The sequence below is a fragment of the Catenovulum sp. SX2 genome (genome assembly GCF_052056295.1).
In the GTDB taxonomy this organism is placed as follows: Bacteria; Pseudomonadota; Gammaproteobacteria; order Enterobacterales; family Alteromonadaceae; genus Catenovulum.
Genome location: NZ_CP182493.1, coordinates 565,745 through 579,119, shown reverse-complemented (window position 1 = coordinate 579,119; position 13,375 = coordinate 565,745). Strand labels below are relative to the sequence as shown.

General features: G+C 39.6%; 14 protein-coding genes. 9 read left to right on the top strand and 5 right to left on the bottom strand.

Going from position 1 to position 13,375, the window contains the following annotated elements; genetic code table 11:
• Positions 1-142 precede the first annotated feature (142 nt).
• The gene (locus ACMZOO_RS02560) at positions 143-1,207 is read right to left on the bottom strand and encodes a tetratricopeptide repeat protein (RefSeq protein WP_440905247.1); all 1,065 of its coding nucleotides are present in this window, start codon (positions 1,205-1,207) and stop codon (positions 143-145) included.
• Positions 1,208-1,443: 236 nt separating this feature from the next.
• On the opposite strand from ACMZOO_RS02560, the gene ACMZOO_RS02555 reads away from it, so the two are divergent.
• Both ACMZOO_RS02555 and groL read left to right on the top strand, forming a co-directional pair.
• Positions 1,444-1,734, top strand: a complete 291-nt coding sequence (locus tag ACMZOO_RS02555; RefSeq protein ID WP_016957898.1) for a co-chaperone GroES — start codon at positions 1,444-1,446, stop codon at positions 1,732-1,734.
• 56 nt (positions 1,735-1,790) lie between these two features.
• Positions 1,791-3,428, top strand: a complete 1,638-nt coding sequence (gene groL / locus ACMZOO_RS02550) for a chaperonin GroEL (protein WP_440905246.1) — start codon at positions 1,791-1,793, stop codon at positions 3,426-3,428.
• 91 nt (positions 3,429-3,519) lie between these two features.
• Here groL and ACMZOO_RS02545 read toward each other — a convergent pair whose 3' ends face one another.
• The 4 genes from ACMZOO_RS02545 to ACMZOO_RS02530 form a co-directional block, all read right to left on the bottom strand.
• Positions 3,520-3,798 (bottom strand): type II toxin-antitoxin system RelE/ParE family toxin, encoded by a 279-nt coding sequence (locus tag ACMZOO_RS02545; RefSeq protein ID WP_440905245.1) that lies wholly within the window; start codon positions 3,796-3,798, stop codon positions 3,520-3,522.
• On the bottom strand, positions 3,785-4,042 hold the full coding sequence (locus ACMZOO_RS02540; RefSeq protein ID WP_440905244.1) for a type II toxin-antitoxin system ParD family antitoxin: 258 nt from the start codon (positions 4,040-4,042) through the stop codon (positions 3,785-3,787). Before ACMZOO_RS02540 ends, ACMZOO_RS02545 begins: the two co-directional genes overlap by 14 nt.
• Positions 4,043-4,149: 107 nt before the next feature.
• On the bottom strand, positions 4,150-4,887 hold the full coding sequence (gene rluF / locus ACMZOO_RS02535) for a 23S rRNA pseudouridine(2604) synthase RluF (RefSeq protein ID WP_440905243.1): 738 nt from the start codon (positions 4,885-4,887) through the stop codon (positions 4,150-4,152).
• A 156-nt stretch (positions 4,888-5,043) separates the two neighbouring features.
• Positions 5,044-6,720, bottom strand: a complete 1,677-nt coding sequence (locus tag ACMZOO_RS02530) for a rhamnogalacturonan lyase B N-terminal domain-containing protein (RefSeq protein WP_440905242.1) — start codon at positions 6,718-6,720, stop codon at positions 5,044-5,046.
• 300 nt (positions 6,721-7,020) lie between these two features.
• Between ACMZOO_RS02530 and ACMZOO_RS02525 the strand changes: the two genes are divergently transcribed.
• The 7 genes from ACMZOO_RS02525 (at position 7,021) to ribBA (ending at position 13,370) form a co-directional block, all read left to right on the top strand.
• Positions 7,021-7,410 carry a hypothetical protein gene (locus ACMZOO_RS02525; protein ID WP_440905241.1) on the top strand — a complete coding sequence of 130 codons (390 nt, stop codon included), beginning with the start codon at positions 7,021-7,023 and terminating at the stop codon, positions 7,408-7,410.
• Positions 7,411-7,434: 24 nt separating this feature from the next.
• Positions 7,435-8,493 (top strand): site-2 protease family protein, encoded by a 1,059-nt coding sequence (locus ACMZOO_RS02520; protein ID WP_440905240.1) that lies wholly within the window; start codon positions 7,435-7,437, stop codon positions 8,491-8,493.
• Between the two features lie 158 nt (positions 8,494-8,651).
• Positions 8,652-9,908, top strand: coding sequence for a serine hydroxymethyltransferase (gene glyA, locus ACMZOO_RS02515; RefSeq protein WP_440905239.1), 1,257 nt, complete (start codon positions 8,652-8,654; stop codon positions 9,906-9,908).
• A 69-nt stretch (positions 9,909-9,977) separates the two neighbouring features.
• Entirely contained in the window at positions 9,978-10,439 is a 462-nt protein-coding gene (nrdR, locus tag ACMZOO_RS02510) for a transcriptional regulator NrdR (RefSeq protein WP_016954741.1), read from the top strand.
• A 27-nt stretch (positions 10,440-10,466) separates the two neighbouring features.
• Positions 10,467-11,591: a bifunctional diaminohydroxyphosphoribosylaminopyrimidine deaminase/5-amino-6-(5-phosphoribosylamino)uracil reductase RibD gene (gene ribD / locus ACMZOO_RS02505; protein ID WP_440905238.1), complete on the top strand. Its 1,125-nt coding sequence runs from the start codon at positions 10,467-10,469 to the stop codon at positions 11,589-11,591.
• A 3-nt stretch (positions 11,592-11,594) separates the two neighbouring features.
• Positions 11,595-12,248 carry a riboflavin synthase gene (locus tag ACMZOO_RS02500; RefSeq protein WP_440905237.1) on the top strand — a complete coding sequence of 218 codons (654 nt, stop codon included), beginning with the start codon at positions 11,595-11,597 and terminating at the stop codon, positions 12,246-12,248.
• A gap of 9 nt (positions 12,249-12,257) precedes the next feature.
• Positions 12,258-13,370, top strand: coding sequence for a bifunctional 3,4-dihydroxy-2-butanone-4-phosphate synthase/GTP cyclohydrolase II (ribBA, locus tag ACMZOO_RS02495; RefSeq protein ID WP_440905236.1), 1,113 nt, complete (start codon positions 12,258-12,260; stop codon positions 13,368-13,370).
• The last annotated feature ends 5 nt before the right edge of the window (positions 13,371-13,375 follow it).

The following is a 13,375-nucleotide window of genomic DNA, read 5'->3' as shown; positions in this document are numbered from 1 at the left end:
CTTATAATAATCATGTGTTTTTAACACACAATTTTGACACAGCTAAGTACGCTGAAACATTAATTACGAAATTAGCACTAAGTTTAGTGCCAAATGAACTTTTACTAAAGTTATGCGCTTGAATTATGTGAATTAATTTTAATTAATATTTGGAGATATCTATTTGATACTCAATTCGCTGGTTTTGATTATTGGTCAAAATAATTGAGTTTGGATCAATTAAACCGGGTTTAATTTGTTCAACACGTTTTATATAGTCGACTGCTTTTTCCATATCCCCACTCATTAACGCTCTTTCTGCGACTGATTTTAAATAATGTGGGTTGTCGCCATATTCTGCGTCGATAATGTTATTGAGGTTTTCCGCTAATTCGAACCTGTCAGTTTGATAATACAAACTACGTAAATTAAGCAGGGCATTATATTCTCTAGGATTTAAATTAAGCGCGTATCTATAAACTTGTTCGGCTAATTCATATTCTTTAATGCGGGTAAATAAAGTACCGAAGTTGCTCCACATATAAGCTAATTCCGGCGTATAACTTAATGCTTTTTGATAATAATAATAGGCGTTGGCGTTGTCATGCGCCATCATAGCTTCAGCTGCTTTATTATTGTAATAAAAGGCATAACTTTCAGCATCGGAAATTACTCGACCGTCTCTTGGGCGGTAGGCATATCTGTCGTATAGGTCGATGATGACAGATATGTTTCTATTACGATACATGAGCGTGTTGATATGGTGAAGCTCAGTAAAAATTCCATTTTCTGAATGCCATATAGGTGCTGTATTTGCTTCTTGGAATTTTGCTTTTAACCCTACATGGCGGCCGAGCGCAACAAACATAGCAGTGAGAGAGACACAGTTGCCTGTTTTGCTGGCAAAGGTTTCACCAGCAGAAGCTGTGGTAAACATGTCGTAATCAATGTTGAAGCCTTTGTTTTTAAATATTGCATCATAAATGGTGATAATTTTGTCGGATTCCTGCATGTCATCTAACTGGAGATCATGCAAAAACTGCTGCATCTCTGGTGTCACTTCAAGAAAATCATACTTTTCAATTGGCGCTTTAAAGTCAGCAAAGTAAGCTTGAGGTTGGGGGATATTTGGTTGTTGAACCGTTAATTTTAAATAGTCTGGCAAGTGTTGACAGCCCACTAGAAATATTAAGCAGGTCGCGAGCAATATAAAACGAAACCGGAACATATCAGCGCTCCTCATATCAACACTCATTGATTAATTTTAGTACAGTTTTTCTAACTTGCTGTTTACTTGCGTGCCTTATCTCAACTTTTTACGAAAAAATTTAAAAAAATTATACTCCAGCCCTTGTGAAGATTTTTTGCATCCCCATCTAAGCTACAACTCAAGATTTGCTTGACCACTAGGTCGAGTTTTATAAATAACATTAGTGTAATTACTTTCTCAGGAGATTGGAGAAGATGAATATTCGTCCTTTAAATGATCGCGTTATCGTTAAGCGCTTAGAAGAAGAAACTAAGTCAGCTGGCGGCATCGTTTTAACTGGTAGTGCAGCTGAAAAATCATCTAAAGGTGAGGTGTTAGCTGTTGGTAATGGCCGTACTTTAGACAACGGTCAAGTGAAGCCTGTTGATGTAAAAGTTGGCGATACAGTTTTATTCGGTAACTACATCGAAAAAACACAAAAAATTGATGGTCAAGAAGTATTGATCATGAAAGAAGAAAACATCTTAGGTGTGGTTGAAGGTTAATTCTCCCAACCTCAATTAGTTAGTAATCATTAGTTTAGAATTTAGGAAAGAGAATTATGGCAGCTAAAGACGTAAAATTCGGTGAAGACGCACGCGTAAAAATGCTTGCGGGTGTAAACATCTTAGCAAACGCAGTAAAAGTTACTTTAGGCCCTAAAGGTCGTAACGTTGTTTTAGACAAATCATTTGGTGCTCCGTTAATCACTAAAGACGGTGTGTCTGTAGCTAAAGAAATCGAATTAGAAGACAAATTCGAAAACATGGGCGCACAAATGGTTAAAGAAGTAGCGTCTAAAGCAAACGACGAAGCGGGTGACGGTACAACTACTGCTACTGTATTAGCTCAATCTATCGTAAACGAAGGTTTGAAAGCTGTAGCTGCGGGCATGAATCCAATGGATTTAAAACGCGGTATCGACAAAGCGGTAATCGCGGCTGTTGAAGAGTTAAAAGCTTTATCTCAACCATGTGCAGACAGCAAAGCAATTGCTCAAGTAGGTACTATTTCAGCTAACTCTGATAAAGAAATTGGCCAAATCATTGCTGATGCAATGGACAAAGTTGGTAAAGAAGGCGTTATCACAGTTGAAGAAGGCCAAGCACTTCAAAACGAATTAGACGTTGTAGAAGGTATGCAATTCGATCGTGGTTACTTATCACCTTATTTCATCAACAAACCAGAAAATGGCACTGTTGAATTAGAAAATCCATTCATCTTATTAGTTGATAAAAAAATCTCTAACATCCGTGAATTGTTAAGCACTTTAGAAGGTGTTGCTAAATCTAGCCGTCCTTTATTAATTGTTGCTGAAGATGTTGAAGGTGAAGCATTAGCAACTTTAGTTGTAAACAACATGCGTGGCATTGTTAAAGTTGCAGCGGTTAAAGCACCTGGTTTTGGTGACCGTCGTAAAGCAATGTTACAAGACATCGCTATTTTAACTAACGGTACTGTTATTTCTGAAGAAATCGGTATGGAGCTTGAAAAAGCAACGTTAGAAGATTTAGGTCAAGCGAAACGTGTTGTATTAAGCAAAGACAATACAACTATCATCGACGGTGTTGGTGATGAAGACGCAATTAAAGGCCGTGTTGCACAAATTCGTGGTCAAATTGAAGAAACAACTTCAGATTACGACAAAGAAAAACTACAAGAGCGTTTAGCTAAATTAGCTGGCGGTGTTGCAGTAATTAAAGTTGGTGCAGCAACTGAAATTGAAATGAAAGAGAAGAAGTTACGTGTAGAAGACGCGTTACACGCTACTCGCGCTGCAGTTGAAGAAGGTGTTGTACCTGGTGGTGGTGTTGCATTAGTACGTGTTGCAGCAAAAATTGCTGAACTAACTGGTGAAAACGAAGACCAAAACCACGGTGTTAAAGTTGCACTACGTGCAATGGAAGCACCTTTACGCCAAATCGTAACTAACGCTGGTGAAGAAGCATCTGTAGTTGTTAGCAAAGTTAAAGAAGGCGAAGCTAACTATGGTTACAACGCAGCTAACGACACATACGGTGACATGTTAGAAGCTGGTATTTTAGATCCAACTAAAGTTACTCGTAGTGCATTGCAGTTCGCAGCATCTGTTGCTGGCTTAATGATTACTACTGAGTGTATGGTTACTGAAATCCCTAAAGATGACGCACCTGCAGCACCAGATATGGGCGGCATGGGCGGAATGGGCGGTATGATGTAGTCTGAATTAGACATCATCTGACCGTTTCATTGAAACTCAGAAAATTTCACAACCCCGTAGAGCTCGCTTTACGGGGCTTTTCTTTAAAGATTTAGTTGTTACTCTGCCGCCCTAAAATGCGCATAATTTCTATGTCATCGCCATCAATGCGGTAATAAATATTATCTATGCCACAAACAGCTCTTCTGTAGCCTTGCCTTATTTCATCAACTTCTGGGGCAAGAAACGGCTGATTGGAAAGTTGCTCAAAGCGAGCGAAAAACTTGAAAAAATAAACGTCTGCTTGTACTTCGCCGTATTTTTCTAACCCGTGTAACCAAATACGCCGTAAATCGTCTTCTGCTTTTTTACTTATTCTATAATTTGCCATTTCTCAGCGCTTCTTCCTTAACGCTAGCTAATATTTCATTGGGTGAGCGGTCACTAAATCCACTTTGTTCAGCTTCAATTAACTTCATACGTATCGCTTCAATTTCAGCAGTTCGCATTTGTTCTTTTCTAATCAAGTCTCTTAATAACTCGCTGTCACTGGCATAATTACCAGTTGCAAGCTGAGCTTGAATCCATTGCTCTTGTTGATCGGTTACCGTGATACTTTTCTTTACCATTGCCATATTTAGCCTCCAATATATGAGTGCGAATATATACTACTTTATACCACCTTGTATAAGTTTAGCTTAGAAGTGCTATAAAGCATCGAGTTATATCGAATTGCCTAAATTTATGTTACCCGTGTTTTACTTGAATATTTCACGGCAGCGCTAAGCTCACGCATTTCTTGCTCGGTAAGATTACGCCAAGTGCCAACTCTTAAATTGCCTAAATGCACATTCATAATGCGTACACGTTTTAATTTGACTACGTTGTAGCCCAAATATTCACACATACGTCTAATTTGACGGTTTAAGCCTTGGGTGAGAATAATGGTGAAAACATACTTACTTTGCATTTTAGTAACACAAGGTTTGGTAACTGTATTTAATATAGGAATGCCATTAGACATTCTTTTGATAAAGTTATGATTAATTGGTTTGTCTACTTGCACTACATATTCTTTTTCGTGAGCATTTTCAGCACGCAATATTTTATTGACTATGTCACCGTCGCTAGTCAGAAAAATCAAACCTTCAGATGGTTTGTCTAAACGGCCAATTGGGAAAATGCGCTCTGGGTGATTCACCGCTTCAATAATATTGCCTCTTTTATCCAGCTCAGTCGTACAGGTGATACCAACAGGTTTATTATAGGCAATGTAAACGCGCTCAGTTTTATTGCTTTGGGCGGCGGTGATCACTCGTCCATTGACTTTAACTACGTCGCCTTCGCATACTTTTGTTCCAAGTTCAGGAACTTTATCGTTAATTGTTACGCAGTTATTTGTTATTAAGCGGTCAGCTTCACGGCGGGAACAGAAACCTGAGTCACTGATATATTTATTAAGGCGTTTTGGCTCGGTCATAACAATTGTAAATAAGAAAAACTTAGCTTGGGATTATAACTTCTCAAAAGCGCTAATTCATTAATTTAATGGTTCAGATCAGTTTCTATTGTTGACTAAGCAACCCGAGTAACAATTTACCCGGGTTATAACTTCAAGTAGCTTGGGTATAAACAACTAATCTAACAAATCAATTGCATCAATGCTGATACTTGGTGATAGATATCCTTTGGTTGAAGTGCCACTTATTACACTCACAGTTAAAATATTCCAATCGTTGGCACTGCTTTGCCATGCGCTGGCTGGAATGTCGTATGTGAAGGTAGTGTTATTGCAACGATAGCTGCCCGTAGTTAAATTTCGTGTGCTAGGCTGGCTTGACGGTGATGGAAAAGCGGACGACCAATTATTTACCGTAATTGTTGGGCGACCACCGGCAAAAGCACAGGTAATACCTATTCTAAGTTGATGTGCTTGAGCGAGTTGGCTGCTGGATAACTTAAAGTAAATTATGTGGTCGTTGTTAATATCTTTCCACATATAAGCAGGGAAGGTCGCTGTATTGGTAGTACCGACAATAAAGTTAGCAGGATCCCAATTGCTCATACGCACATCAGACGGATGCATGGTTGTGAGCTTATCTCCGTTTAAAAACTCATTGGGTGTGCCGTCCCAATTGCCAATACGCCAGATAGAGCTTGTATTTTGTGGATCGTTATTAATTGAAAATGAATTAAGGATAGTTACTTGATCTGCTTGCACTGCAACACTTCGAGTATCAACCGCTAACTCATTTTTATAAGTGGTCATAGTGTATGTACCTGGCAGCATATCATCACTGCTAAAATAGCCTGAACTCGGGTTTGCGTCTGCCCAATATTGAGCTGTTGTATTGGCGAATCCAACCGTATAGTCAAAGTTTGTATCTCGGCCACTTATGCCAACCCCTGCGACTCGACCTCTGCCACTATCAGCCACGTAGCCTGTTAATCCCATACTACTAAACCAACTAGTATCAGGTGTTGTTGGATCTTCTCCACTGGTTACCACTAGGGTGTAATGATTTAAAATTCCAGTGCGATAGGCTTCTGTTTGCGCTTGAGCATAGTTCACTATATAAGTTATTTCCTGATCGGTTGCGCTTCCTTGATTTAATAAGCTGCGATAAAAGGGCCCACCAGACCCCCCTTCATAATTGTCTCTAACTAACCACATACCAACACCACTGCCTGTCGCGCCAATAAATTGCCAGTCTTTTATGCGCATATTTGAATAATGTTTTGAGCGAGTTTCGCCATTGCTGAGTGCAAAAATATCACCGGCTTCAACGGTTGAGACAGTTTGCGAAATATCTGAAGGCTCAGGGCCGTAGGGCAGTAAACTTCGGCTCATGCGCAAAATGTATCTCACATGACCATGCACACTGGGTTCAGTTGTGAAATGAGTCGCCATATAAATATGCGGATAGCCATTTCTTGCCATGTAGTAATGAGTTAAATCGCCAGCTTGTACTGTTACTTTTATGTAATTGGTATTGATGACTTGAGCGCTAACACTCACCGAAGAGGTATTGCTATATAACCAGTCAAAGCCTGAATTAATTTGTGAACCTCGACTTTGGTTTTGGTATTCCACACCATTAATTTTTAGGGATGCAATATCTCCCGGTGATTGAGTACTTGAGCCATTGTCGGTACGGCGAATACTAAAAGTTAGCCCTGCGTTGGTATCAACTGTATAGAAATCAGTTGAAGTTGATAAACTAAATGCTGCGATACTAGGTTTGCTGAAAATGCTGCAGGCGAGTATTAACAATAACCTGTTTAGTTGTTTGGTTAGATGCTTGTTTTTCATTAGATTTTTAATCCGTGCGTAAGTTGTAATTATGTATCCATAAATCTGTGTAGATACGTTTCTTTGCCAGTGGGTGAACCTATAACTTATTTCCCCGTTATAGATGTTAGTAAATTATTAAAAATGATCGAATTTGGTATTGTTTGGTTTATTTTGGTTGGTTTTTGTGTTGAGTTATCAAGGAGAGCAATTCGTATTTATGAGTAGTGGTTGTGTTTGTTGTTGTCTATACAGCTAAAGCTTGTGTTCATTTGTTTGCAACTTTATCATGCTCGGCTTTTGCATTAAAAGTTGAGCACTATGAATCAAAAATCAGTTGAATTAACGCCTTTTCAGCAATTAACCAAAGATGTCCAGCAGGGCAAAGTCGAAGATAATGTTTTTATTGCTGAGTTTTTAAATACTAAATTTCATATTGCGATTGATAAAAAATTTGATGAAAAACAACCGACTTTTGATTATTTGGTTTATCAATCTCAACAAACAGAAAATGCTTTCACTGTGGTGATTTCTGAAGATGAGTCGTATATCAAAAATATGGGTGCATCAGACATCTTATTTGTTAAAGGCGGTGACATCATCAAATCGCTACATCCAAATTTAGAAATTACCATTGTATTTAACGGTGGTGGTATTGGCATGACAGTGGATAAGGTGAACTTTTTAAAACAAAACGTTCAGTTTAAATAGTCGTTTGTCTAAGAGTTATTATTGATGCAAATTTTATCAATTGAGCTATTTGGCCGGCAATTGGTTTTGTCTATGGATGACAATGCAATTCAACAATTGTCTTGGGGTGAACATATTGTCAGCCAAGTTGATTTAAAAAATCTTCAAAGCCCAGAGGTTGTGCATAGATTCGAACTTGCCCCTGAGCAGCAGAGTTTTCAATTTAGTTTAAATATGCAATTAACCAATAAAGGCGTGAATTACCAGCTTTGGCAAGATGACACAAGGTTAGATTCAGGGCAGTTTTTTCATCAAGCCCTACAGGTTGAACCAGCCAAAGCTAACAGAAATTTTTGGGGCTTAGCTGCGCTTGGCTTTAAATTGTTTAAAAGTGCCAAGTTGATTAAAGTTGTTTTAGCTGGCGCATCCGTTGCTGGTTATGCATGGTTATTTACCATTGAATTTGCTTTGGTGCTGATTGCTTGTTTAGTCGCTCATGAGTATGGTCATGTTAAAGCCATGCAGTATTTTGGGATTAAAACCAAAGGGATCTATTTAGTGCCTTTTGTTGGCGGCCTTGCAGTTGCCGACGACAAAATTAATACACGTTGGCAAGATGTTGTTATTTCTATAATGGGGCCTTGTTTTGGCCTGATAATGTCTGTGTTGTGTTTAATCCTTTATGCAGTAACCGAACAAGAGTTATTCGCAGGTGCTGCTGTATTAGGCTCGTTGTTAAATCTATTTAATTTATTACCTATTTTACCCTTAGATGGTGGCCATGTTATCAAGAGTATTAGCTTCTCAATGCGCTCTTGGGTTGGTTTGTCGGTTTGCACTGCTGGTATAGTGTTAGGTGGTTTTATTTCTTATTTGTTTGGTTTGTATTTACTGCTGTTCTTTTTAGTTATCGGCACAATTGAAATTGCCACTCAGTGGAACCAACGACATTTGTCGCATTTGATCCCGCTTGATCGTTATGGACAAATTTTCTCATCTGTTTGGTATGTATTAGTTTTGTCAGGTCACATCGCGGTTATGTTCGCTTTTGCTGATTCCGACAGTGTTATATTGACGTTGCCGCTGCAAATATTAAGTCAGTAGCTTACATAATCTTTAAAATTGACAGCTTAATTTAACTGATTGAGAAAATTTCACCTTAAGCTTGCAATAAAAGCCAGATCAAACAGTAGGCATTGTGCGCAGTTCATACTACAATACGCGACTTTAATACTTTACTGTGCTTTTTAACAGGAGAAACCATGTTAACTCGTGACATGAATATTGCTGATTTTGATCCAGATTTATGGCAAGCCATTCAAGAAGAAACGGTTCGTCAAGAAGAACACATTGAGCTTATCGCCTCTGAAAACTATGCAAGCCCACGCGTTTTAGAAGCTCAAGGCTCTCAATTAACTAACAAATATGCTGAAGGTTACCCAGGCAAACGTTATTACGGTGGCTGTGAGCATGTAGATGTTGTTGAGCAATTAGCAATTGATCGTGCAAAAGAGTTATTTGGTGCTGATTACGCAAACGTACAGCCTCACTCTGGTTCACAAGCAAATGGTGCAGTTTTCCAAGCTTTATTACAACCAGGTGATACAGTTTTAGGTATGAGCCTAGCGCACGGTGGTCACTTAACCCATGGTGCTCACGTAAACTTTTCTGGTAAACATTACAATGCAATCCAATACGGATTAAACCCAGAAACGGGTGAAATTGATTACGCACAAGTTGAAGCTTTAGCATTAGAGCACAAACCAAAAATGATTATTGGTGGTTTCTCAGCTTACGCATTAGTAGTTGATTGGGCTAAATTGCGCGAAATTGCGGATAAAGTAGGAGCTTACCTTTTAGTTGATATGGCACACGTTGCAGGTTTAATCGCAGCTGGCGTTTATCCTTCACCAATGCAATACGCTGACGTAGTAACTACAACTACTCACAAAACTTTAGCTGGTCCTCGTGGTGGTTTAATCTTATCTGCGAAGAAAGATGAAGACCTATACAAAAAGCTAAACAGTGCTGTATTCCCAGGTGGCCAAGGTGGTCCTTTATGTCACGTTATCGCGGCTAAAGCGGTTGCTTTCAAAGAAGCAATGCAGCCTGAGTTTAAAGCTTACCAACAACAAGTTGTTAAGAATGCACAAGCTATGGTTGAAGTATTAAACCAACGTGGCTACAAAGTTGTTTCTGGTAAAACTGAAAACCACTTATTCTTAGTTGATTTAATTGACAAAGACATTACTGGTAAAGATGCTGACGCTGCATTAGGTCGCGCAAACATCACAGTAAACAAAAACTCTGTACCAAATGATCCACGTTCACCATTTGTAACTTCTGGTTTACGTATAGGTACACCTTCAATCACGCGTCGTGGTTTCAAAGAAGCTGAAGCTAAAGATTTAGCTGGCTGGATTTGTGATGTGTTAGACAACATCAACGACGAATCTGCTATCGAAGCAGTTAAAGAGAAAGTTAAAGGTATTTGTCAAAAATTACCTGTATATGCTTAATAGTTATACACTTTCTGATTGAACAACGGGCCGCTTTATGCGGCCTGATTGCATTTTGAGGTAAACAAAATGTATTGCCCATTTTGTGCAGCACAAGACACTAAAGTAATTGATAGCCGTTTGGTTGCTGAAGGTCACCAAATTAGGCGTCGTCGCCAATGTTTCGAATGCCAAGAAAGATTCACCACGTTTGAAACGGCTGAGCTTGTAATGCCGCGAATTATTAAAAACGACGGTAATCGACAGCCTTTCGATGAAGATAAATTACGTGCAGGTTTAATGCGCGCGTTGGAAAAACGCCCGGTTAGTGCAGAGCATATCGAAACGCTAATCACTCAGTTAAAATCGGCTTTGCGCGCCACAGGTGAGCGTGAAGTTGAAAGCAAAATGATTGGCAACATTTTGATGGAAAAACTTAAAGAAGTAGACCAAGTAGCCTATGTGCGTTTTGCTTCTGTATACCGTAGTTTCCAAGATATTAAAGAATTTGGCGAAGCTATCGCCGGGTTAGATGATAAATCAGCAAAATAATCTAAGCTAATAGATCAAGTAAATAAAATGCAGGTTGCAACTAATATGTCGGCGCTTTATAAGCAAGACTTTGAATACATGGCCAGAGCCATCCACCTAGCTGAAAAAGGCCAATACACCACGAGCCCAAACCCTAGAGTAGGTTGTGTGATTGTCAAAGACCAACAAATTGTTGGTGAGGGCTACCACATTCGTGCAGGCGAAGGCCATGCTGAAGTAAATGCACTTAAACAAGCAGGTGATAATGCCCAAGGTGCAACCGCATATGTCACACTTGAACCATGTAGCCATTTTGGCCGTACACCACCGTGTGCCCAAGCTTTAATAAAAGCTGGCATTAAAAAAGTAGTGGTGGGTATGACAGATCCAAACCCTCAAGTGAGTGGTCGTGGCATTGAAATGCTGCGCGAAGCTGGCATTCAAGTAATAGAGCCTTGTTTAGAGCAAGACTGCAAAAATTTAAATCCAGGTTTTATTAAACGCATGACAGAAAACATGCCATATGTGCGTTTAAAACTGGCCTGTAGTTTAGATGGCCGCACAGCTATGGATTCCGGCGAAAGTCAGTGGATAACTGGTGCTGACGCGAGACGTGATGTGCAAACATACAGAGCGCGCAGTTGCGCAATTTTATCTGGCTCTGGCACAGTATTAGCGGATAATCCCAGTTTGAATGTACGCGAGTCTGATTTAAATTTCGAATATGCACATCAGCCAGTTCGGCAGCCGATAAAATGTATTATAGATAACCAGCTAAAGATAACCCCTGATTTAAAATTGTTTGAGAATGATGCTCAGGTATATTTGCTCTCAAACAAAGCGCGCCAACAAGCGTTGCCAGAAAACTGTCAAGCTATTCAGCTCAATCAACAAAGTGCCAAAGTTGATTTACACGAGGTAATGGCTGAACTTGCAAACAAACAAATTAATGAAATTTGGGTTGAAGCTGGCGCTAAGTTGGCAGGTGCTTTGATAAAAGAAAACTTGGTTGATGAGTTGATTATTTACCAAGCCCCCATATTAATGGGTGAGAATACTTTTGGTTTGGTTAACCTTCCTGAATTAACCGAACTAAAACAAGCAGTAAGATGGCAATACGTAAGCCAAACTCGCGTTGGCCAAGATTTAAAATTAGTATTAAAGGCAATATAACCCATGTTTACAGGTATTGTTGAAACCGTAGGTCACATTCAAGCGGTTAATCAAAAAGCTGGTGATTTTGAAATAGTCATCGAAAGTCAGTTAGATTTATCAGACGTTCAGCTCGGTGACAGCATTGCCGTAAGTGGAGTTTGTTTAACCGTTACCAAATTACAAGGCCAAAGCTTTTTTGCAGACGTGTCGGCGGAAACGATAAAAAGAACCAAAATTGGCCAATTGCCAATTGGTGGTCAAGTTAATTTAGAAAAAGCATGTACGCCAAATACACGTTTAGGTGGACACATTGTTAGTGGTCATGTTGATGGTGTTGCACATGTTACTAGTATTTATGCCAATGCTAATGCAATCGACTATTGGTTAGAAACACCAGCAAACTTAGCGCATTATATAGCGGAAAAAGGCTCGGTTACTTTAGATGGCATCAGCTTAACTGTGAATGAAGTATCTGGAAACCAATTTAGATTAACCATTATTCCGCATACCAGTGAGCGCACAGCAATTAGTAACTGGCAAGTTGGCTCAGGGGTAAACCTTGAAGTTGACGTAATTGCACGTTATTTAGAAAGACTTATGCAAGGCCGAGCTGAAGGCTCTGCGACCTCGGGCGTAACTTTAGACTTGTTGCATAAAAGCGGCATGATCAAGTAAGGGTAATCAATGAAATTAAATAGCGCAGCAGAAATTATTGAAGATATCCGTCAAGGTAAAATAGTTATTTTGATGGATGACGAAGATAGAGAAAACGAAGGTGACTTAATTGTTGCCGCCGAACATTGTACCCCTGAAGTTATCAATTTTATGGCGACACATGGCCGCGGATTAATTTGTTTAACCTTAACGCGCGACCGTTGTGAACAGTTAGATTTGCCATTAATGGTGGACAGAAACAAAGCGCAGTTTGGGACAAATTTTACTTTATCAATTGAAGCGGCAACTGGTGTAACAACCGGTATCTCCGCTGCTGATCGCTCTCGTACCGTGCGTGCGGCTGTTGCACGTGATGCACGCCCTGACGATATTGTTCAGCCTGGTCATATTTTCCCGATTATGGCGCAAGACGGCGGTGTATTAAACCGTGCTGGCCATACAGAAGCTGGTTGTGATTTAGCTCGTTTAGCTGGATTAGAACCTGCGGGTGTTATTGTTGAAATTTTAAATGAAGACGGCACTATGGCGCGTCGTCCTGAATTAGAAAAATTCGCGCAAAAACACGATATTAAAATTGGCACCATTGCTGATTTAATTGAATATCGCAATAACACAGAAACCACCATTGAAAAAATTGCAGAATGTAAATTACCAACCAAATATGGTGAATTTGATTTAGTCACCTTCCGCGATACCATTGATGGCCAAGTGCATTTTGCGTTAAAAAATACCGATATTGATCACGAAACCCCAGTGTTAGTGCGTGTACATGTTACTCATGTATTTGGTGATTTATTGCAATCGGTTCGTGAAGAATCGCGCGGTTGGGAGTTAGGTTGTGCGCTTGAGCGTATTTCTAAAGAAGGTGGTGTTTTGGTATTACTCGGTAAAAACGAAACCCCAGAAGAACTTATTGCCAAAGTTAGAGCATTTGAAGCAGAAGATGCGGGCAAACCTGCGCGCCGCACAGCAAATTGGCGTGGTTCATCTCGTACTGTAGGTGTTGGTTCGCAAATTTTAGCTGCCCTTAAAGTGGGTAAAATGCGCTTGTTAAGCTCACAGAAAAAGTATCATTCACTCGGTGGATTTGGATTAGAAGTGGTTGAATACGTAGAAGAGTAATCAAG